Here is a 19946-nt window from a genome sequence, read left to right on the forward strand (position 1 = left end):
TTTTGCCCGCACATCAGGTTCTGCAGGTCCGCACGAGGAACGAGGCACAGATGACCGACCCGGTGACGCTGGATGGCGAGGGGGCCATCGGTGAGTTCGACGAGAAGCGCGCCGAGGCCGCTGTGCGCGAGCTCCTCATCGCGGTCGGCGAGGACCCGGACCGGGAGGGCCTGCGGGAGACACCGAGCCGGGTGGCCCGCGCCTACAAGGAGATATTCGCCGGCCTCTGGCAGGAGCCGGAGGACGTCCTGACCACGACGTTCGACCTCGGGCACGACGAGATGGTGCTGGTGAAGGACATCGAGGTGATGTCCAGCTGCGAGCACCACCTGGTGCCGTTCGTCGGGGTCGCGCACGTCGGCTACATCCCGGCCGCCAGCGGGAAGATCACCGGGCTGTCGAAGCTCGCCCGGCTGGTCGATGTGTTCGCCCGCCGCCCGCAGGTCCAGGAGCGGCTCACCACCCAGATCGCCGACTCGCTGATGCGCATCCTGGAGCCGCGCGGCGTGATCGTCGTCATCGAGTGCGAGCACATGTGCATGACGATGCGCGGGGTGCGCAAGCAGGGTGCGAAGACCATCACCTCGGCGGTGCGCGGCCAGCTGCGGGACTCGGCGACCCGCTCCGAGGCGATGAGCCTGATCATCGGCCGCTGAGACCGGCTGCCGCGCTGGGCACGACGAAACCGGCCGGCCCCCTGATGACAGGGGGCCGGCCGGTTTCCGTGGTGACCAGTGGTCACGGAGCGATCAGGCGACGATCTTGACCACCCGCTCCGGCTCCGAGCTGTTGGCATAGCCGGGCGCGCTGTGCGCGGCCCGCTTGGCCCGACCCGGCAGGAACCGCTGGAGCGCGTCCGGCAGCGGCAGCGACAGAGTGACGAAGCCCTCCGCCTGCATGGCGGCGAAGCCGATCCGGGGGAGGTCCCGGGAGTTGCGGAACACCAGGAACCGCGGCACCCACTCCGGCTGGAACTTCGCGTTGAACTTGTACAGCGACTCGATCTGGAACCAGCGTGACAGGAAGACCAGCAGTCCCCGCCAGCCGCGCAGCACCGGACCCGCCCCGATCCGCTCACCGCGGGCGAGCGCCGAGCGGAACATCGCGAAGTTGAGCGAGACGTTCTCGACGCCCAGCTCCGGTGCGTGCTGCAGCGCCTCGACGATCAGCAGCTCGTTGAGCCCCGGGTCGGCGCTGCGGTCGCGCCGCATGAGCTCCAGCGACATGCCGTCCTTGCCCCAGGGGACGAAGTGCAGCACGGCCCGCAGGTCGCCCAGCGGCGACTCCACGCCGTCCTCCCGCTCCTTGTGGGCGGTGACGACCACGCAGTCGCCGTCCTCGACATCGCCGAACCGGCCGAGCGCCATGGAGAAGCCGCGCTCGGTGTCCGTGCCGCGCCAGGCGTCGGCGGCCAGCCGGACCTGCTCGCGCTCGGCGTCCGACAGCTCGCGGACCCGGCGCACCTTGCAGACGTAGCCGGATCGTTCGATGCGCTTCACCATCTGCCGGACGTTGCGCATCGCGCGGCCCTGCATGGTGAAGGCGCTGGTGCGCACGATCGCCTCGTCGCCCAGCTCCAGCGCGTCCAGGCCCGTCTCGCGGGTCCAGACCTCGCCGCCGGTCTCGCTGCAGCCCATGACCGCCGGGATCCAGGCGTGCGCCCGGGCCAGTTCCATGAAGCGCTCGATGGCGCCCGGCCAGGCCTCGACGTCCCCGATGGGGTCGCCGCTGGCGAGCATCACCCCGGACACCACCCGGTAGCAGACGGCGGCCTTGCCGCTCGGTGAGAACACCACGCTCTTGTCGCGGCGCAGTGCGAAGTGGCCGAGGGAGTCGCGGGCGCCGTGCTTGGCCAGCAGCTCGCGCAGCTGGTCCTCGTCGGCACCGCTGAGCTCGGCGACCGGCCGTGCCGGACGCAGGATCAGATACGCGGTGGTGCCGGCGATCAGGAAGCCGAGCCCGCCGAGCGAGTAGGCCACGACGTCCGAGGCCCGGTCACTCGTATAGCTCACCGGGCCCTCGAAACCGAAAAGCCCGTACAGCACGTGCTGCAGTCGCTCGATCAGGCTGGGATCGCCCATCTCGACGCGGGGGTGGGCGCTGACGATCAGCAGCCCCAGCGCGAGCGCGACGACGCTGAGCAGCACGAAGTTGGCCGCGGCCCGCCAGCGGGTGCGCGGGTCCGACAGCGCGTTGAACTGCGCCCGGTGGACGATCAGGAGCGCGAGCAGTCCCAGCGAGACGATCGCGCCGACGCCCGAGTGCCGGTACACCAACTGGGTCGCGGCACCGGTCGGCAGCAGCAGCACCGCTGCCCACCAGGCGCGCACCTTCCCGCGTTTGAGGCCATGAGCCAGCATCAGCAGCAGGATGCCGGTGACGACCGACCCGGCCGCCGCGAGCGAACTCATGGTGCCGGGGAAGACCATCGCCATGTGGTGCATCCGGCCGTTGCGGAAACCGGGGAACACGCCGGAGACGACGTCGAGCAGCCCCACTACGGCCCCGGCGGTACCGACGACCGAGGGGACGGAGGAGGAGCGGAGGAACCGCGGACGCCGCGTGCCGGCGTTTGCGCGATCAGTAGACACGGGCACCTGCCCAGGGAACCCGGAAGCCGAGTTCTCCATCTACCTGTACAGACATGGGTCACCAAGCCCCAACATTGCGGGATATGTTCCGCAAACAGCTCTCGTAATGAACAATTTGCGCCCTCTAGGACGCGAAGGAAGGCCCTTAGGTTCCGTCAGAAGGAGCCGGAACCGGGCCGCAGACAGGAAAGTACGTCACTCGACATGGGTCTCACCAGTAAGAAGGTTCTACTGCTGGCGGTCATAGCCGCGGTAGTGCTGTTCGTGGCCACCGTATGGCTCTGGCCGCGGCTGTCCAAGCGGAGTCTCCCGGTGGTGCTGGGGCGGGTCGGGATGATGCTCTTCACCCAGTTGTCGATGATCGCGGCGCTCGGGCTGGCCGCCAACTACTCGTTCGGCTTCTACGCCTCCTGGGCCGACCTGTTCGGACAGGAGTCCGAGCCGGGCGTCGTCGTCAACCACTCGGGAGCCGCGAACCAACTGCAGGTGGTCGGCCACAAGTACGTCAACGTGCCCGGGGGTTCGGTGCCGAAGGTCGGCGGCCAGATCCAGAAGGTGGTGTTCCAGGGCGGGGCGTCCGACATCACCACCCCGGCGTATGTCTATCTGCCCCCCGAGTACTTCCAGGACGCCAAGCGCAGGTTCCCGGCGTCCGTGATCCTCACCGGCTACCCGGGCACCGCCGAGGCGCTCTTCAAGAAGATGAAGTACCCGTCGATCGCCCACCAGCAGGTGCTGGACGGCAAGGCCAAGCCGACCATACTGATCATGATGCGGCCGACGGTGGCCCCGCCGCGGGACACCGAGTGCATGGACATCCCCGGCGGCCCCCAGACGGAGACCTTCTTCACCAAGGACCTGCGCGCCGCCGTGTCCGGTCACTTCCGGGTCGGCACCAACGCCCGGAACTGGGGAATCATGGGCGACTCCACCGGCGGCTACTGCGCCCTGAAGCTCACGATGCGGCACCCCGAGGCGTACTCGACCGCGGTCGGCCTGTCCGCCGACTACAAGGCGCCGCGCGACCGCACGACCGGCGACCTGTTCGGCGGCGACAGGAAGCTCGAACTCCAGAACAACCTGGCGTGGCGGCTGAAGAACCTGCCGCACCCGCCGGTGAACCTCCTGGTGACCAGCAGCAAGAAGGGCGAGCCGAACTACAAGGAGACGCTGAAGCTGATCGGCGCCGCGAAGGCGCCGACGCACATGTCGTCGATCATCCTGGAGAGCGGCGGCCACAACTTCAACACCTGGGGCCGGGAGATCCCGCCCGCCCTGGAGTGGTTGAGCGGCCGGCTCAGCGACCAGTAGTCGACCGGCCAGCGCCTACGCTTGGCGTATGAATACGCTGCGGGGCTTCGTGGACGGCCTTCCTGAGTGGGACCGCTGCGCGGTCATGGGCGTGGTGAACGTCACGCCGGACTCCTTCTCCGACGGCGGCCAGTGGTTCGACCCGGAGCTGGCCGTCAAGCACGGCATGGACCTCGTGGCGTCCGGCGCGGACATCGTGGACGTCGGCGGGGAGTCCACCCGGCCCGGAGCGGCGCGGGTCTCGGAGGCCGAGGAGCTGCGCCGGGTGATCCCGGTGGTGCGGGAGCTGGCCGCCGCCGGAGTGCTGGTCAGCGTGGACACGATGCGGGCGGCCGTCGCCGGGCAGGCGGTCGCGGCCGGTGCGCGGCTGGTCAACGACGTGAGCGGCGGCGGCGCCGACCCCGCGATGATCCCGGTGGTCGCCGACGCGGGGGTGCCGTTCGTCGTCATGCACTGGCGCGGGCAGAGCATCGACATGAACAACCGGGCGGTCTACGGCGACGTGGTCGACGAGGTCGTCGCCGAGCTGCGCGAGGGCTGCGAGCGGGCGGTCGCCGGCGGTATCGACCCGGGCCGGATCATCCTCGACCCGGGCCTGGGCTTCGCGAAGAACGCCGAGCACGACCTGGCGCTGATGGCGCACCTCGGCAAGCTGCGTGAACTGGGCCGCCCGCTGCTGGTGGCCGCGTCCCGTAAGCGGTTCCTGGGGCGGGTGCTGGCCGGATCGGCCGGGGATCCGCCGCCGGCCAGGGAACGCGACGCGGCGACCGCCGCGGTCTCGGCGATCGCCGCCCGCGAGGGCGCCTGGGCGGTGCGGGTGCACGAGGTGCACGCGAGCGCGGACGCGGTCCGGGTGTCGCGGGCCATCGAAGGCGCGGCCGGCACGGCGGGTGCCGCGTGACGCCTCGTACGGCGGAGGCCGCGAAGGTCGAGGAGGCGAACCAGGCGTTCTACGACGCGGTCGAGACCTCGGACCTGGACGCGCTGGAGGAGATCGTGCTGACCGGGCCGCTGGCCGAGACGGTCTCCGTGGTGCACCCGGGATGGCCGGTGCTGCGCGGGCGCGGCGAGGTGATGCGCTCCTACGCGCTGATCATGGCGAGCACCGAGTACATCCAGTTCTTCCTGACCGATGTCGAGGTCGCGGTCGACGGCGACACGGCCCTGGTCACCTGTACCGAGAACATCCTGACCGGGGGACCGGCCGAGGAGGACGGCTCGGCGGGCACTCTGGTCGGCGCCCTCGTGGTCGCCACCAATGTGTTCCGGCGCACACCGGAGGGCTGGCGGCTGTGGGTGCACCACGGGTCCCCGGTGCTCGCCGACGGTGACGACGACGATGAGGACACCGCCGGCCCCGGCGCCTGAACCTCACCGTCCGACCACCCCGCGTTCACCCACCCGGCCCGGGATCCGGCCGTGTTGGCGACCTTGTCACCCGTTCGCGCCAAGAATCCGCCGGCGGACGGGTAGCCGACCGGCTGGTGGGTAAAGGGCTGGAGTCCGCCCGCTCTGACCTGCGCCGGACCGGCCCCGGACAACCCGTCGGCACGTGCTGTCGGTAGTCGCGGGTAGATTCGATTCCGGGCGGGCCCGTACACATGGCGGGACCCTGTCCGTCCGTCCGAACCATCAGCAGGAGTGATCTCGTGGATCGTGTCACGCTGCGCGGCCTCAAGGCCCGCGGTAACCACGGCGTGTTTCCCAGGGAGCGCGAGGAGGGCCAGACCTTCGTCGTGGACCTGGTGCTCGGCCTGGACACGGCTCCTGCCGCGGCCGGGGACGACCTGACCAAGACCGTCCACTACGGCGTGGTGGCCGAAGAGGTCGTGGATGTCGTCAAGGGCGAGCCGGTCGACCTGATCGAGACCCTCGCCCAGCGCATCGCCGACCAGTGCCTCAAGCACGAGGCGGTCCAGGAGGTCGAGGTCACCGTGCACAAGCCGGACGCCCCGATCACCGTTCCGTTCGACGACGTGACCATCACCATCACCCGGAGGCGCCCGTGAGTTCCGACCCCACCGTGCAGCCTGTCCACCCGTCCGTGGTGGCGCAGGTCGACGCCGCCGACACGACGCTGCACAACCCCCAGCGGGCCGTGATCGCGCTGGGCAGCAACCTGGGCAACCGGCTGGAGACCCTGCAGGGCGCCATCGACGCCCTGGAGGACACCCCGGGTGTGCGCGTCAAGGCGATCTCGCCGGTCTACGAGACCGAGCCGTGGGGCGTCGAGCCCGGCAGCCAGGCCAACTACTTCAACGCGGTGGTGCTGGTGAAGACCACCCTGCCGCCGTCCTCCCTGCTGGAACGCGGCCAGGCGATCGAGGAGGCGTTCCTGCGGGTGCGCAGCGAGCGCTGGGGCCCGCGCACCATCGACGTCGACATCGTTGCCTATCAGGGCATCGTCTCGGAGGATCCCGACCTGACGCTGCCGCACCCGCGAGCGCACCAGCGGGCCTTCGTTCTCGCGCCCTGGCACGATGTGGACCCGTCGGCGGAGCTCCCCGGCCACGGCGAGGTGGCAGAGTTGCTCGCAGCGGTCGGCAACGCAGGCGTGGAGGCCCGCGGTGACGTGGAACTCAGGCTGCCCGAATAAGCGTTAAGCGGTCGGGCACGGCGGGTGCCACCGGCACCGACCGCACCACCAGCAGGACCAGCAGGACCAGCAGGACCACAACCAGCAGATGAACCATGTGAGGGGCGAACACTCGGTGAAGGCGCTGCGCATCAGAACGCTGCTGGGGCTGTTCGCGGTGGCGGGGGTGCTGTCCTGGGCCGGCGCCAAGCTGTGGGACTCGCTCGGCACCCTGCCGAGCGTCCCGCTGGCCGCGCCCATCGTGCTCGCGCTGATCGCGGTGGTGCTCACCGCGACCGCCCTGTCGCTGCGGACCCGGCTGCGCGCCCAGCGCGACCGCGTCCCCGGCGCCAAGGGCGTCGACCCGCTGCTGGCGGCGCGCGCGGTGGTCTTCGGCCAGGCGAGTGCGCTGGTCGCCTCGCTGGTCGCCGGGATGTACGGCGGCGCCGGCGCCTTCCTGCTGATGTACCAGTTCGACGTCCCGCCGCGCCGGGACCAGGCGGTCTACGCGGGCTTCGCGGTGCTGGCGGGCCTCGCGGTGGTCGCCGCCGCGATCTTCCTGGAGCGGGTCTGCAAGCTCCCCGAGGACCCCGAGGACACCGTGCCCGGCATCTGAGACGCGAGCTCAAATGTTGACCGTCTTGAGGATGGCGTGATTCAGTCTTCGATGTGAGTGGTATCGGACGGCGACTTCACCGGCGAGTGCACCTGGACCTCGTCCGGTACGCGGGCTGCGTGTGTCCGGGTTCACGCTGAACCCCGCCTCCCCGCTCACCTCCGCGTCGTAGCCTGCCGCCGCCGTCCGTTCCCCGGTCGGTGCGGCGCCGTGCCGGCGCCTCCCTCCAGGGTGGTCCCGTTGTCCGCACCAGCGTTTGTTTCCGCATCCCCTTCCGCGGCCGTCGTCGCGTCTCCCGTCACGGCCGTGCTGACCGAACCGGCCTCCGCTCCCGCTGCCGCGCGGCCCGCCGCCGCGCCGACCGCGGCCGAGCTGCTCGACTTCGTCCGCTCCATCGCCTCCGACCCGGAGAAGGTCGCCCAGCTCGCGCTGGACCCGCTGGACCGCACCTGGATCCGGCTGGAGGGGCCCGGCGGCGCCGAAGCGTGGCTGCTGGGCTGGCCGCCCGGCACCGAGACCGGCTGGCACGACCACGGTGGCTCGTACGGCGCCTTCGTGACCGCGGGCGGCGAGCTGACCGAGGAGTCGCTGGCGGTGCCGCTGCCGTCCGAGGGCTGGCGCTCGCTCGAACTGGCGGAGGGCCTGGACCGGACCCGCGCCCTGCCGGCCGGCACGGGCCGCGCCTTCGGCCGCAACCATGTGCACCAGGTCGTCAACCGCTCCGCCGAGCGGCACGCCATCTCGGTGCACGCCTACTACCCGCCCCTGCCGCTGATCCGCCGCTACCTCCGCGACGACCGCACCCTGCGGCTCGACGTCGTGGAACACCCGGAGACCTGGTGACCGAGCCCGCTGCCCGTACCGCCCGCAGCATCGACGACCATCTGGAGCGCGTCAGGACCCGGCTGGAGCGCCTCGACGCACCGGCCGCCGCCGAGGCCGCCGCGAACGGCGCGGTCCTCGTCGACATCCGCTACGCGGCGCTGCGCGACCGGGACGGGCTCATCCCCGGCGCGCTCGTCGTGGAGCGCAACGAACTGGAATGGCGGCTCGACCCGCTCGGTGACCACAAGCTGCCGGAAGCGACCGGGCACGATCTGACGGTCGTGGTGATCTGCAACGAGGGCTACGCCTCCAGCCTCGCCGCGGCCTCGCTGCAGGACCTCGGTCTGCACCGGGCCACCGACCTGGACGGCGGATTCCAGGCATGGCGCGCGGCCGGACTGCCGGTGATCCCGCCGGAAGGGTCCTGGAGCCCGTCCGGCGGGACCATGAACGCTTCTAGCCGGCCCGCTCGATCGACTCGATCGTGACGTCGGCGCGGTCCGCGCCGTTCGCGTCCGCGTCGATCGAGCGGCGCAGCGCCTCGTGCAGCCGTGCCGGGGTCAGTACGCCGAGGAAGTGATCGCCGTCGACGACGGCGATCCACCCGGCGTCGTACTGCAGCATGGCGCTGAACGCCTGCTTGAGCGTCGCGCCGATCGGCACCCACGCCTCCATGCGGCGGGCGTGGTCACGGACCGTGGAGCCCTTGCCGAGCAGCGACTCGACGGTGATCCAGCCGTGCAGCGCGCCGCCCTCGCCCAGGACGACCGCCCAGCGGGAGCCCTCCTTGCGCATCCGCGCGGCGGCCGTCTCCACCGGGTCGTCGAGCCGTACGGTCGGCGGCTGCTCCAGGTCGGCGGGCTGGATCTCCGTCACCGACAGCCGCTTGAGCCCCCGGTCGGCGCCGACGATGTCGGCGACGTACGGGGTGGCGGGCGCGCCCAGCACGGTGGCGGGCGTGTCGTACTGCTCGATACGGCCCTCGCCGTAGACCGCGATGCGGTCGCCGAGCCGGACCGCCTCCTCGATGTCGTGCGTCACGAAGAGCACGGTCTTGCGGACGGTGGCCTGCAGTTTCAGGAACTCCGACTGGAGCCGCTCGCGCACCACGGGGTCGACGGCGCCGAACGGCTCGTCCATCAGCAGCACCGGCGGGTCGGCGGCCAGTGCGCGCGCCACCCCGACGCGCTGCCGCTGACCGCCGGAGAGCTGGTCGGGGTAGCGGTCGCCGTAGACGGACGGGTCCAGACCGACGAGGTCGAGGAGTTCGGCGGCGCGGTCCCTGGCCCGGCCGCGCTTCCAGCCGAGCAGCGCGGGCACGGTCGCGGTGTTCTCCAGCACGCTCTTGTGCGGGAACAGGCCGACCTGCTGGATGACGTAGCCGATCCGGCGGCGCAGCTTCACGGGGTCGATGGAGGCTATGTCCTCGCCGTCCACCAGGATCCGGCCCGAGGTCGGTTCGATGAGCCGGTTGACCATCTTCATGGTCGTCGTCTTGCCGCAGCCGGACGGCCCCACCAGCGTGACCAGTTCCCCTTCCGCGACCTCGAACGACAGGTCGTCGACGGCGGTCGTGCCGTCCGGGTACCGCTTGGTGACGTTCTCGAATCGGATCATCGGTGCCTGGAATCCTCACTGCCGGGTTCTCACGACCGTACTCTTCCCGAGTTCCGGCCCGGAATTGTGGCGGGAGTATTGCAGCTGCATGGCGGGCCGGCCTGATTGTCGTACCTGCCGGATAGGGTCGGGCCACGTGACGACCGCAGTGCTGATGTCGGACGAATGTACGGCCCGGAGCGGGGGAGGTGAGGGGCATGGCGAAGCGGAACTGTCTGGTATCCAACGACTGGATCTGCGGTGAATACCTGCGTACGCGCAGTCATGAGCTGACCGATGCCACCGTCCAGCACCTGTGGATCACCGCGGTGTCGGTGGCCATCGGGCTGCTCATCGCGTTCCCGGTGGCCTTGGTCGCGCGGCGCTGGCGGCCCCTCGCGGGCCCCGTGCTCGGGCTGGCCACCGTTCTGTACACCGTGCCCTCGCTGGCCATGTTCTCGCTGCTGCTGCCGGTCTTCGGGATCTCCCCGGCGGTCGTCATCACCGGCCTGGTGCTCTACTCCCTGACGATTCTGGTGCGCAACATCATGGCCGGCCTGGAATCCGTTCCGGAGGACGTCAGAGAGGCCGCCCGCGGGATGGGGTACGGGCCGCTGCGGCTGCTGTTCGCCGTGGAACTGCCGCTGTCGCTGCCCGCGCTGATGGCCGGCCTGCGGATCGCCACGGTCTCGACGGTGGCGCTGACCACGGTCGGCGCGATCATCAACTACGGCGGCCTCGGCAACCTCATCTACACCGGGATCGACACCATCTTCAAGGCGCAGGTGCTCACCGCCTCGGTGATCTGCGTGGCCATCGCCATCGCGGCCGACGTCCTGCTGCTGGGTGTGCAGTGGCTGCTCACCCCGTGGGCGCGGAGCAGGAAGGCGGCCTGATGAACGCGGTATCCGGCGCGTGGGACTGGCTGAACGACAGCGCCAACTGGAACGGTACGGACGGTGTGTGGCACCGGCTGGGCGAGCATGTCTACTTCACCGTCGTCTGCCTGGCGCTGGCCTGTCTGATCGCCCTGCCGATCGCCATCGTCCTCGGCCACCTCGGCAAGGGCGGGGCGCTCGCGGTGAACATCTCCAACGTGGGCCGCGCGGTGCCCACGTTCGCGATCCTCGTCCTGCTGATGTTCGCGATGGGCTCGGGCACCGACTGGCCGACCATCATCGCGCTGGTGCTGTTCGCCGTGCCGCCGCTGATGACCAACGCCTACGTCGGTATGCGCGAGGCTGACCGCGATGTCGTCGAGGCCGCCCGCGGCATGGGGATGACGGGCAGTCAGCTGATGTTCCGCATCGAGCTGCCGCTGGCCTTTCCGCTGATCTGGACGGGTGTGCGGTCCGCCGCCGTCCAGGTGGTGGCCACCGCGACCATCGCCGCCATGGCGGGCGGCGGCGGCCTCGGCCGGATCATCACGGCCGGCTTCAACCGGCAGATCACCGCGCAGGTGGTGGCGGGAGCGGTCCTGGTGGCAGGACTGGCCCTGCTGATCGAGGGAATCTTCATGGCGCTGCAGTGGTTGCTCGACCCGATGCGGCGCCGTCGCCGCCCCCGGTCCGGCAGCGCCGTCCCCGCCTCGAGCCCCGCGACCCCCGCGACACCCTGACCGTCATGCCTTTCCTTGCACTGTGGATGGAGAACCGATGAACCCGACGCTGCGCGTCACGATGGTGGCCGCTGCCGCCGCACTGCTCCTCACCGGCGTCACCGGCTGCGGCGGCGACAGCCTGGAGAAGTCCGGCTCCGACGCCGCCTCCCCGTCGTCCGGGGAGAAGAAGGGCGCGCTGGTGATCGGCTCCGCCGGATTCACCGAGAGCACGGTGCTCGCCGAGCTCTACGCGCAGGTCCTCAAGAACGCCGGTTACCCGACCTCGGTACAGACGCTGAAGAACCGCGAGCTTTATGAACCGGCCCTGGAAAAGGGGCAGATCGACATCGTTCCCGAGTACGCGGCGACACTCGCCGAATACTTCAACACCAAGGCGAACGGCCCCAAGGCCGCCCCGGTGGCCTCCGCCGATGTGGTGGCCACGGTGAAGGCGCTCACCACCTTCGCCGAGCCCAAGGGCCTGAAGGTCCTCGACGCCGGTCCCGCCATCGACCAGAACGCCTTCGCCGTCAACAAGGACTTCGCCGCCGAGCACAAGCTGAAGACCCTCAGCGACCTCGGTGCCGCCAAGGTCCCGGTCAAGCTGGCCGCCGGCGACGAATGCCCGGACCGGCCCTTCTGCTCGCCGGGCCTGAAGAGCAAGTACGGCATCAACATCACCGGTATCGACCCCAAGGGCGTCGGCACCGTGCAGTCCAAGCAGGCCGTCAAGGACGGCACCGACCAGCTGGTGCTGACCACGACCACGGACGCCACGCTCGACCAGTTCAACCTGGTGCTCCTGGAGGACGACAAGAAGCTGCAGAACGCGGACAACCTGCTTCCCGTGGTGAATGCCAAGGACGCCGGCTCCGCCGATATCGCTACCGTCCTCGGAAAGCTCACCAAGGCACTCACCACCGCCGATCTCACCGACCTCAACCAGAAGGTCGACGCGGAGCGCCAGAAGCCGGCTGATGTCGCGGCCGCGTATCTGAAGTCGAAGGGTCTGGTCACCGGCTGACGCCTCCGGCCAAAGGGCTGACGGCTCCTGCCGAAGGCCCGGCGCCGCCGGCCGGCCCGGTGTCGGCCGGCCCGCGGCGCCAAGATCCATAACCGGGTTCTGGCGGGGTACGGAGGGCATTGCGGAAACACATGGTGTCTATCCGGATGCCCTCCGTATTCATCGCGCCATCCATTGCCGGGGAGACGGCGATAAATCGGACCCCAGGCCCCACGCGTCCCCGTCGCACGCTAGTTTCGAGCCATGCCACGAGGACGCCACCGCCATTCACCCCCGCTGCACCGGCTGCTGCCCCCGCTGACGCTGGCCGGGTCCGCGGTGGCCTGCGTCGCCGCCGCCTGGATCAGTTCCGATCCGATGGTGCTGCGCGCGGTCGTCGCGGCAGCCGCGGCTGCCGCCTGCGGCGGTGCGGTCATGGCACGCACGTGGGACCGGGCCGCCGGCCGCCGGGTCGCCGACCTCACCACCGCCCGCGCCCGTGACGAATGGCACGCCGACGAGCGGATAGCCGAGCTCGAAACGGACCTCGACGAGTCCCGCGAGCTGCGCGTGCGCCTCGACACCAAGCTCAGCGCCAAGCGCGCCGAGCTGGGCCGGCTGCGCACCGAACACGCCGATCTGCTCCGCCGCTACGCCACCGCCGAGAGCGAGCGGGCCCGCGCCCTCGAAGGCCGCCGCCAGCTCGCGCTGGAAGCCGCCAAGGCGCCGCTGGCCATCGCCTCCTCGCCCGTCGGCCCGGCCGCGTTCAAGAAGGCGGACGAGGCACTCCTCAACCTCGGCCGCAACGCCGCCCGCCAGCAGGCGCTGCGCACCGTGGAGGAGGCCAGGCGCCGTGACGCCGCGGCCGCCGAAAGCGCCGGCAACGGTGACGACGAACCCCAGGGACGGCACGCGGCGGCCGAGGCCGCCGAGCCGGCCGCGACGCACACCCGCCCGGAGTCCAAGGGCCCCAGGACCGCGGCCAGCCTGCCGATCCGCGAGCACCGCCTCGTACCGGCCGTGGCCGCCGCCGTACTGCCCTACGCGCAGCCGCACCGCGCCGGCGGGTCCGCCAGCCGGGCGCTCGGCGGCTTCGACTTCTTCGGCACGCCGAAGCCCGGCGCCGCGCAGGAGGACCTCGCGGACGTCGTCGGCGAGGAGGCGTACGCGGAGCACGAGGCGCAGCTCGCGGCCGAGGTCATCGATCTCACCGAGCACGACGAGACCGAGCAGATCGACGTCAGCGGCCTGCGCGCGCACTCGTCCTGACGGCCGGTCCTGTCGCCGGCCCCGCGCCGGCCACGTGCCGACCTACTTGTCGACGTCCCCGACGACGAAGAACATCGAGCCCAGGATCGCCACCATGTCCGCGATCAGGGTGCCGGGCAGCAGCACCGTCAGCGCCTGGATGTTGTTGTACGACGCCGAGCGCAGCTTGAGCCGGTACGGGGTCTTCTCGCCCTTGGAGACCAGGTAGTAGCCGTTCAGCCCCAGCGGGTTCTCGGTCCACGCGTATGTGTGGCCCTCCGGCGCCTTCAGCACCTTCGGCAGCCGCTGGTTGATGGGGCCCTGCGGCAGTTCGCCGAGCCGGTCCAGGCAGGCGTCCGCCAGGTCCAGCGCGTTGTGGGTCTGCGCGAGCAGCACCTCGAAGCGGGCCAGGCAGTCGCCCTCGGTGCGGGTGACGACCTTCAGGGTGTCCTGCAGCTCCGCGTACGCCAGGTACGGCTCGTCGCGGCGCAGGTCGAAGTCCACGCCCGACGCCCGGGCGATCGGCCCGCTGACGCCGAAGCCGTGCACCGCCTCGGCGGACAGCGTGCCCACACCGCGGGTACGGCCGCGGAAGATCTCGTTGCCGAGCACCAGGTCGTCGAAGCGGCCCATCCGGGACCTGACCTGCGCGACGGCGTGCCGGGCGCGGCCGAGCCAGCCGTTCGGCAGGTCCTCCTTGAGGCCGCCGACCCGGTTGAACATGTAGTGCATGCGGCCGCCGGAGATCTCCTCCATGACGTTCTGCAGTTCCTCGCGTTCCCGGAACGCGTAGAACACCGCGGTGATGCCGCCCAGTTCCAGGGGGTACGAGCCGAGGAACATCAGGTGGTTGAGCACCCGGTTCAGCTCGGCGAGGAGGGTACGGGTCCACACCGCGCGCTCCGGGACCTCCATGCCCAGCATCCGCTCGACGGCCATGACGACGCCCAGTTCGTTGGAGAACGCCGACAGCCAGTCGTGACGGTTGGCCAGCATGATGATCTGGCGGTAGTCCCGGGCCTCGAACAGCTTCTCCGCGCCGCGGTGCATGTACCCGACGACGGGTTCCGCTGTGATGATCCGCTCGCCGTCCAGCACGATCCGCAACCGCAGCACTCCGTGCGTGGAGGGGTGCTGCGGGCCGATGTTCAGCACCATGTCGGTGCCCTCGGCCTGGCCGCCGATGCCGATCGTGGTCTCCGTCATGGACGGCATTCTGTCAGCCCGCCCTCCAACCCCGCTTGCGGGCGGCCGGTTGCGTCAGTCCCCGGCCGGCCCCGTCGCCGGCCCGGTCTCCGGTCCCGTCGGCAGCAGGCCGTGGCAGGCGTCGCCGACGGGGGTGGCGAGCCAGCGGAAGGCGCCGAGGCCGCCGGGGTCGATGAGTTCGGCGGCCTCGCCCGCGGCGGCGAGGCCGCGCAGATAGCCGCGGGGGTCCGTGGTGGCCAGGGCGAGCGGCGGACGGGCCCCGGAGACGCCGAGGGCCCGCAGGGCGGCGCGCTGTGTGACGAGGGGCACCCCGCCGCCGACGGCGTCCAGCGCGACGTGCGAGGTGAGGTCGCAGGAGCCGTCCGGCACCGGCGGCACCTCGCGGCCGTCGCGGAAGCCGGTGAGGGTGCCGTACGGGGGCCGCGCGGCCCGTTCGTGGGCGTAGTCGACGGCGACGGCGAGCCCGGCGTCCAGCGAACCGGCGGCCGCCGCCCAGGCGGCGTCGCGGGGCAGCCCGATCTCGGCGCGGGCGCCGGGCGTCCCGGCGATCGGCCACCAGCGGCGCAGCCACTCCGCGTCCTGGGCGCTCAGCGGCCCGCCGGGGTGCTCCCTGCCGTCGGCGGGGCGGACCAGGACGTAGCGGGGCTCGCCCGCCTCGTCGGTCTCGGCGATGTCGACGGGAATGTTGTCGAGCCATTCGTTGGCGAACAGCAGCCCCCGCACACCCCGCGGCGGGGCGGCGGTCCAGCCGATGCGGCCGTCGAGCCCGGCGGGGGGCGCGGACCGCTCGACGGCGTACGGGGCGACCCGGGCCGCCACCTCGGCCGGCAGGGCGGCCAGGACCCCGGTCAGCAGCTCGGCGGACCCGGCGCCGACGTCGACGAGCGCCAGCCCGTCCGGCCGGCCCAGCGCCTCGTCCACCTGCAGCAGCAGTGCGGCGACGGCCCGTGCGAAGAGCGGGGAGGCGTGTACGGAGGTGCGGAAGTGCGCGGCGGGCCGTTCCCGCACGAAGAAGCCCCCGGGCCCGTACAGGGCGCGTTCTGTGGCGTTCCGCCAGCCGGGCCATGCGGAGCCGTCCTCGTCGATCACGGGACCACCGTAGGACGTGCGTCCCGTCACAGGGGAACCGGAAGTACCAGGTGGTGCGTCGAAGGCCAGAGCGGGCAGTCGTCCGACCCGGGTAGGGTTCCGTGGGTCAAACATGTCCGCCCGCGACGCCGCGGAGGCGAGAGCGCAGGCCTTGTGACCGCGCCGCGGACTAATCGATCATGAGCCATGGGTGCACCGCGCTGCGATGGGCATGTGCCATTAGGGAGTGAACAGCGGATGACGGCCGGCAACAACGGCGCCTCTGAGAACGACGACCCGTTCGCGTACCTCTACCGCTCCGAAGGCGGCGAGGGCGAGAGTTCCGGGGCGGCCCCAGAGGGCGCGACGGTGGCACAGCCGGGCGTGCCACGCACGTCGTACAACCAGGTCCAGCGGGTCGGCGAGCGCCGCCCGCCGCAGCAGGGCGGTTACGGCTACCCGCCGCAGCAGCCCCAGCCGCAGCCGGGCCACGACCAGGGCTACGCGCCGCAGCAGCCCCAGCAGGCACAGCCGCCCCAGTACACCCAGCAGCAGACGCAGTACGCCCCGCACGGCGGCGGCAGCGGCGGCGGGTCGCAGGGACCGAACCGCAAGGGGCTGCTCATCGGCGCCATCGCGGTGGTCGTGGCGGTCGCCATCGGCATCGGCTTCGCGATGACGCAGGGCGGCGGCAAGAAGGACAACGCGGAGGACAAGCCGTCCACCCCGCCGTCCTCCAGCGCCCCCGTCACGCCGAGCCAGTCCGCCAGTGCCCCCGAGAAGTTCTCGTCCAAGGTCGTGGACGCCGCCACGCTGGTCCTGTCCGGCGGCGCCGCGCGGACCAACGCGATGCCGGGCGCCAAGGCCGCGGGCGGTACGTCCGTGGGCGGTCTGAACGCCGTCGGCGCGAGTGCCGCGTACACCTTCGACGTGCCGAAGGACGGTACGTACACGCTGTTCATCAGCTTCGGCAACGTCGGTGAGGACGCCGGTCTCACGCTCAATGAGAACGGCAAGCTCCGCACCAACCCGGTGAACATGCACAACTACATGAAGACCGCCGACTGGACGAAGGCGTGGGCCACCACCTACGTGTGGGTGGATCTGAAGAAGGGTTCCAACACCCTTGCCCTCACCTGCGCGCCGGGCAACAAGTGCGGCGTCAACCTCGACCAGGTGTGGATGAAGGAAGGCCAGGTCAAGAAGTAGCGCGCGGAACGGCCGTCACTTCGACGCGCCCGAGCAGCTCTTCGTAGACCGTCCGGTCGAACTCGCCCGCCGCGGGCGCCAGTACGGTCGCGGCGGACAGGGCGATGGCGCGGGCCAGCCGGCCCGGCCAGTCCAGTCCCTCGACGAGGCCGGAGAGCAGTCCCGCGACGGCCGAGTCGCCGGCGCCCGTCGGGTTGCCCGACAGCCGGTCCGGCGGCACCGCCCGCCACGTGGCGTCCTCCGTCACCGCCAGGATGCCCTCGGCGCCCAGTGAGGCCGCCACGGCCCGCGCACCGCGCCTGCGGGCCTCCTCCGCGGCGTGGGCGGGCTCCGTGGAGCCGGTGAGCCGGGTCAGCTCGTCGAGGTTGGGCTTGATGAGGTCCGGGCGCGCGGCGAGGCCGCGGCGCAGCGGCTCGCCGCTGGTGTCCAGCAGGACGGGGACGCCCGCGGTGCGGGCCTCGCGGATCAGCTCCGCGTACGAGCCCACCGGCAGGCCGGGCGGCAGGCTGCCGCACAGGGCGACGGCGGAGGCCCCGGCCAGCAGCTCCCGGTAGCCGGTGAGGAGCGCGGCCCACTCGGCCGCGCTGACGGTGGGACCGGCCTCGTTGAACATCGTGGTGTCGCCGGTCGCGTCGTCGACCACGCCGATGGTGCGGCGGGTGGTGCCCTTGATCGGCACGAGCGCGTCCCGCACGGTGCCGAGCCCGGCCAGCCGCTCGCGCAGCACCTCCCCGGTCGGCCCGCCCGCGAAGCCCGTCACGACGGCCTCGTGGCCGAGCGCGGCGAGCACCCGGGCCACGTTGAGACCCTTGCCGCCGGGCCGTTCAACGGGCTCGGAGACCCGGTGGGTGGTGTGCGGGAGCAGACGCGGAACGCGGTACGTGATGTCCAGTGCGGCGTTCGGCGTGACGGTGATGATCACGCGTCGATGATGGCAAAGGAACGGCGGCCCGCCCAGGGGGTGGCGAACCGCCGTCACGAAGGGGTCCCGGCGGCCTCAGGAGGGCCGCACGATCCATTCGCCCTTGCGCATCACGCCGACCAGGTCGTACGAGGCGTCGAGCACCACCAGGTCCGCGTCCTTGCCGGCCTCCAGCGAGCCGATCCGGTCGTACTGGCCCAACAGCCGCGCCGGGTTGGCCGAGATCGCCCGCACGGTGTCGGCCAGCGACAGCCGGTCGACGGTGACGGCGCGCTTGAACGCGGTGTCCAGGGTGAGGGTCGAGCCGGCGATGGAGCCGTTCTCGACGAGCCGGGCCACCCCGTCCTTGACCTCGACGGCCATCGGGCCGAGGTCGTAGTGCCCGTCCCCGAACCCGGCCGCGTCCATCGCGTCGGTGATGAACGCGACCCGGTCCGCGCCCGCGCTGCCGAAGGCGAGCTCCAGCACGGCGGGGTGCAGATGCGTGCCGTCGTTGATCAGCTCGACGGTGACCCGCTCGTCCTCCAGCAGCGCCGCGATCGGGCCGGGGGCACGGTGGTTGAGCGTGGGCATGGCGTTGAACAGGTGCGTGGCGACGGTCGCGCCCGCCTCGATGGCCTCGATCGTCTGCTCGTACGTCGCGTCGGTGTGGCCGATGGCGGCGATCACGCCGTGCTCGACGAGCAGCCGCACCGAGTCCAGGCCACCGGGCAGTTCGGTGGCGAGGGTGACCATCTTGGCGGTGCCGCGGGCGGCGTCGATGAGCTTGCGGACCTCGGCCGGATCGGGGTCGCGCAGCAGCGACTCCATGTGCGCGCCCTTGCGGCACGGCGAGATGAACGGGCCCTCGAAGTGGATGCCGGCCAGATCGCCCTGCTCGACGAGCTCGGACAGCAGCGCCGCGCGCTGCGCCAGGACGTCCATCTCGCCGGTGACGGTCGACGCGACGACGGTGGTCGTGCCGTGCTCGCGGTGGGTGCGGACGCCGGTGAGGATCTCCTCCGGAGTCCCCGAGGTGAAGGACGCCCCGCCGCCGCCGTGGTTGTGGATGTCGACGAAACCGGGAACGACCGTGCAGCCGCTGAGGTCGACCGTACCGGCCTCGGCGGACTCGTCGGCCACGATCCGGCCGCCGTCGACGGTCACCCGGCCGTTCTCCACCACGCCGGACGGCAGCACCACACGGGCACCGGTCAGTACCGTGCGCTGCGTTGTCGTTACGGGGGCCATCAGGCGGTTACCTCCACGGAGAGAAGATCCCAGGCGAGCAGACCCGCGCCCAGGCATCCGGCGGTGTCCCCGAGGGCGGCGGGGACGATGAGCGGGAGCTTCTGGAACGTGATGCGCTCCTCGACCGCCGCGCGCAGCGGGCCGAAGAGTGTGTCCCCAGCTTCGGCCAGACCGCCGCCGATGATGAGGACCCGGGGGTCCAGAAGAGTGAGGCCGGTGACCAGGCCGTCGGCGAGCGCGTCGATCGCCTCGCGCCAGACGGCCAGCGCGCGCGGGTCGCCGGATTCGACCGCCTTGGCGCAGTCGGCGGCGTCGGCGTCCGGGTCGTCGCTGGCCGCCGCCCAGGCGCGGGAGACGGCGGAGGCGGAGGCCAGCGTCTCCAGGCAGCCGCGCTGCCCGCAGCCGCACAGGGGTCCGCCGGGCCGGACGACGATGTGACCGATCTCGCCCGCGTAGCCGTGCGCGCCCGCCTCGATGCGGCCGTCGATGCCGATGGCGCCCGCGATGCCGGTGCCCAGCGGGAGGAAGAAGAACCGGTCGGCGCCGTTGCCCGCCCCGATGCGGCCCTCGGCGAGACCGCCGGTGCGCACATCGTGCCCGAGGGCGACGGGGATGCCGCCGAGCCGTTCGGAGACCAGCGCGCGCAGCGGTACGTCGCGCCAGCCGAGGTTGGCGGCGTAGACGGCGATGCCGGCCGTGTCGTCCACGATCCCGGGCACGGCGACGCCGGCCGCGGCGGCGGGTTCGCCGTACTCGCGGATGCCGTGGTCCCGCAGGTCGGCGGCGAAGCCGAGGATGGTGGCGACCACGGCCTCGGGGCCGCGGTCCCGTCCGGTCGGACGGCGCGCCTCATGCAGAAGCGTGCCGTCCTCCCCGACCAGGGCGGCCTTCATTCCGGTACCGCCCACATCGAGCGCGATGACGTGTCTCACGCAGGACAGTGTCC

Annotated in this window: 21 protein-coding genes; 14 read left to right on the top strand and 7 right to left on the bottom strand. The window is 71.6% G+C overall.

Annotation, left to right across the window (positions count from 1 at the left end; genetic code table 11):
• Nucleotides 1–50: 50 nt before the first annotated feature.
• Nucleotides 51–656 (top strand): GTP cyclohydrolase I FolE, encoded by a 606-nt coding sequence (gene folE / locus O3W51_RS25210; RefSeq protein ID WP_138355881.1) that lies wholly within the window; start codon nt 51–53, stop codon nt 654–656.
• Between the two features lie 93 nt (nt 657–749).
• On the opposite strand, the gene O3W51_RS25215 is transcribed toward folE, so the two are convergent.
• The gene (locus tag O3W51_RS25215; RefSeq protein ID WP_138355882.1) at nt 750–2630 is read right to left on the bottom strand and encodes a phosphatidylglycerol lysyltransferase domain-containing protein; all 1881 of its coding nucleotides are present in this window, start codon (nt 2628–2630) and stop codon (nt 750–752) included.
• Between the two features lie 165 nt (nt 2631–2795).
• Between O3W51_RS25215 and O3W51_RS25220 the strand changes: the two genes are divergently transcribed.
• From O3W51_RS25220 to O3W51_RS25255, 8 genes are all read left to right on the top strand, one after another.
• A complete protein-coding gene (locus O3W51_RS25220; RefSeq protein WP_138355883.1) occupies nt 2796–3902 on the top strand; it encodes an alpha/beta hydrolase in 1107 nt (368 codons plus the stop codon).
• Nucleotides 3903–3930: 28 nt separating this feature from the next.
• Nucleotides 3931–4803: a dihydropteroate synthase gene (gene folP / locus O3W51_RS25225; RefSeq protein ID WP_187144924.1), complete on the top strand. Its 873-nt coding sequence runs from the start codon at nt 3931–3933 to the stop codon at nt 4801–4803.
• Nucleotides 4800–5270 (top strand): nuclear transport factor 2 family protein, encoded by a 471-nt coding sequence (locus O3W51_RS25230; protein WP_138355884.1) that lies wholly within the window; start codon nt 4800–4802, stop codon nt 5268–5270. The genes folP and O3W51_RS25230 overlap by 4 nt, the downstream gene beginning before the upstream one ends.
• A 281-nt stretch (nt 5271–5551) precedes the next feature.
• Nucleotides 5552–5911, top strand: coding sequence for a dihydroneopterin aldolase (gene folB, locus O3W51_RS25235; RefSeq protein WP_138355885.1), 360 nt, complete (start codon nt 5552–5554; stop codon nt 5909–5911).
• The gene (folK, locus tag O3W51_RS25240; RefSeq protein WP_138355886.1) at nt 5908–6498 is read left to right on the top strand and encodes a 2-amino-4-hydroxy-6-hydroxymethyldihydropteridine diphosphokinase; all 591 of its coding nucleotides are present in this window, start codon (nt 5908–5910) and stop codon (nt 6496–6498) included. Before folB ends, folK begins: the two co-directional genes overlap by 4 nt.
• A 115-nt stretch (nt 6499–6613) precedes the next feature.
• Nucleotides 6614–7093 carry a DUF3180 domain-containing protein gene (locus O3W51_RS25245; protein ID WP_138355920.1) on the top strand — a complete coding sequence of 160 codons (480 nt, stop codon included), beginning with the start codon at nt 6614–6616 and terminating at the stop codon, nt 7091–7093.
• A gap of 306 nt (nt 7094–7399) precedes the next feature.
• Nucleotides 7400–7936 carry a cysteine dioxygenase gene (locus tag O3W51_RS25250; RefSeq protein WP_381585070.1) on the top strand — a complete coding sequence of 179 codons (537 nt, stop codon included), beginning with the start codon at nt 7400–7402 and terminating at the stop codon, nt 7934–7936.
• Complete coding sequence (locus O3W51_RS25255; protein WP_138355887.1) at nt 7933–8406, top strand: rhodanese-like domain-containing protein; 474 nt, start codon at nt 7933–7935, stop codon at nt 8404–8406. Before O3W51_RS25250 ends, O3W51_RS25255 begins: the two co-directional genes overlap by 4 nt.
• Here O3W51_RS25255 and O3W51_RS25260 read toward each other — a convergent pair.
• The gene (locus O3W51_RS25260) at nt 8375–9535 is read right to left on the bottom strand and encodes a betaine/proline/choline family ABC transporter ATP-binding protein (protein ID WP_269287393.1); all 1161 of its coding nucleotides are present in this window, start codon (nt 9533–9535) and stop codon (nt 8375–8377) included. The two genes, O3W51_RS25255 and O3W51_RS25260, sit on opposite strands and share 32 nt — an antisense overlap.
• 197 nt (nt 9536–9732) lie before the next feature.
• On the opposite strand from O3W51_RS25260, the gene O3W51_RS25265 reads away from it, so the two are divergent.
• The 4 genes from O3W51_RS25265 (at nt 9733) to O3W51_RS25280 (ending at nt 13386) form a co-directional block, all read left to right on the top strand.
• Nucleotides 9733–10410, top strand: coding sequence for an ABC transporter permease (locus O3W51_RS25265; protein ID WP_138355889.1), 678 nt, complete (start codon nt 9733–9735; stop codon nt 10408–10410).
• Nucleotides 10410–11132, top strand: a complete 723-nt coding sequence (locus O3W51_RS25270) for an ABC transporter permease (protein WP_138355890.1) — start codon at nt 10410–10412, stop codon at nt 11130–11132. The genes O3W51_RS25265 and O3W51_RS25270 overlap by 1 nt, the downstream gene beginning before the upstream one ends.
• 61 nt (nt 11133–11193) lie before the next feature.
• A complete protein-coding gene (locus tag O3W51_RS25275) occupies nt 11194–12138 on the top strand; it encodes an ABC transporter substrate-binding protein (protein WP_138355922.1) in 945 nt (314 codons plus the stop codon).
• Between the two features lie 243 nt (nt 12139–12381).
• Nucleotides 12382–13386 carry a hypothetical protein gene (locus tag O3W51_RS25280; protein WP_269287397.1) on the top strand — a complete coding sequence of 335 codons (1005 nt, stop codon included), beginning with the start codon at nt 12382–12384 and terminating at the stop codon, nt 13384–13386.
• A 42-nt stretch (nt 13387–13428) separates the two neighbouring features.
• On the opposite strand, the gene O3W51_RS25285 is transcribed toward O3W51_RS25280, so the two are convergent.
• Entirely contained in the window at nt 13429–14580 is a 1152-nt protein-coding gene (locus tag O3W51_RS25285) for an NADH-quinone oxidoreductase subunit D (protein WP_138355892.1), read from the bottom strand.
• A 45-nt stretch (nt 14581–14625) separates the two neighbouring features.
• Nucleotides 14626–15657 (bottom strand): SAM-dependent methyltransferase, encoded by a 1032-nt coding sequence (locus O3W51_RS25290; RefSeq protein WP_331284092.1) that lies wholly within the window; start codon nt 15655–15657, stop codon nt 14626–14628.
• A gap of 240 nt (nt 15658–15897) precedes the next feature.
• On the opposite strand from O3W51_RS25290, the gene O3W51_RS25295 reads away from it, so the two are divergent.
• Nucleotides 15898–16848 (top strand): carbohydrate-binding protein, encoded by a 951-nt coding sequence (locus O3W51_RS25295; RefSeq protein ID WP_138355894.1) that lies wholly within the window; start codon nt 15898–15900, stop codon nt 16846–16848.
• Here the strand turns inward: O3W51_RS25295 and O3W51_RS25300 are convergent.
• From O3W51_RS25300 to O3W51_RS25310, 3 genes are all read right to left on the bottom strand, one after another.
• Nucleotides 16838–17770, bottom strand: a complete 933-nt coding sequence (locus tag O3W51_RS25300) for a 1-phosphofructokinase family hexose kinase (protein WP_138355895.1) — start codon at nt 17768–17770, stop codon at nt 16838–16840. The genes O3W51_RS25295 and O3W51_RS25300 overlap by 11 nt on opposite strands.
• A 75-nt stretch (nt 17771–17845) precedes the next feature.
• Complete coding sequence (nagA, locus tag O3W51_RS25305; RefSeq protein WP_138355896.1) at nt 17846–19000, bottom strand: N-acetylglucosamine-6-phosphate deacetylase; 1155 nt, start codon at nt 18998–19000, stop codon at nt 17846–17848.
• Entirely contained in the window at nt 19000–19932 is a 933-nt protein-coding gene (locus O3W51_RS25310; protein WP_138355897.1) for an ROK family protein, read from the bottom strand. Before O3W51_RS25310 ends, nagA begins: the two co-directional genes overlap by 1 nt.
• Between the last annotated feature and the right edge of the window lie 14 nt (nt 19933–19946).

It is taken from the genome of Streptomyces sp. H39-C1 (genome assembly GCF_027158125.1).
Lineage (GTDB): Bacteria > Actinomycetota > Actinomycetes > Streptomycetales > Streptomycetaceae > Actinacidiphila > Actinacidiphila fildesensis.

Excerpts from the sequence above, each read along its gene's own strand:
- O3W51_RS25285 (WP_138355892.1), bottom strand. The coding sequence starts at position 14,580 with ATGCCGTCCATGACGGAGACCACGATCGGCATCGGCGGCCAGGCCGAG.
- folP (WP_187144924.1), top strand. The coding sequence starts at position 3,931 with ATGAATACGCTGCGGGGCTTCGTGGACGGCCTTCCTGAGTGGGACCGC.
- O3W51_RS25260 (WP_269287393.1), bottom strand. The coding sequence starts at position 9,535 with ATGATCCGATTCGAGAACGTCACCAAGCGGTACCCGGACGGCACGACC.
- O3W51_RS25215 (WP_138355882.1), bottom strand. The coding sequence starts at position 2,630 with ATGGAGAACTCGGCTTCCGGGTTCCCTGGGCAGGTGCCCGTGTCTACT.
- O3W51_RS25265 (WP_138355889.1), top strand. The coding sequence starts at position 9,733 with ATGGCGAAGCGGAACTGTCTGGTATCCAACGACTGGATCTGCGGTGAA.
- folE (WP_138355881.1), top strand. The coding sequence starts at position 51 with ATGACCGACCCGGTGACGCTGGATGGCGAGGGGGCCATCGGTGAGTTC.
- O3W51_RS25275 (WP_138355922.1), top strand. The coding sequence starts at position 11,194 with ATGGTGGCCGCTGCCGCCGCACTGCTCCTCACCGGCGTCACCGGCTGC.
- O3W51_RS25295 (WP_138355894.1), top strand. The coding sequence starts at position 15,898 with ATGACGGCCGGCAACAACGGCGCCTCTGAGAACGACGACCCGTTCGCG.
- O3W51_RS25280 (WP_269287397.1), top strand. The coding sequence starts at position 12,382 with ATGCCACGAGGACGCCACCGCCATTCACCCCCGCTGCACCGGCTGCTG.
- O3W51_RS25220 (WP_138355883.1), top strand. The coding sequence starts at position 2,796 with ATGGGTCTCACCAGTAAGAAGGTTCTACTGCTGGCGGTCATAGCCGCG.
- nagA (WP_138355896.1), bottom strand. The coding sequence starts at position 19,000 with ATGGCCCCCGTAACGACAACGCAGCGCACGGTACTGACCGGTGCCCGT.
- O3W51_RS25270 (WP_138355890.1), top strand. The coding sequence starts at position 10,410 with ATGAACGCGGTATCCGGCGCGTGGGACTGGCTGAACGACAGCGCCAAC.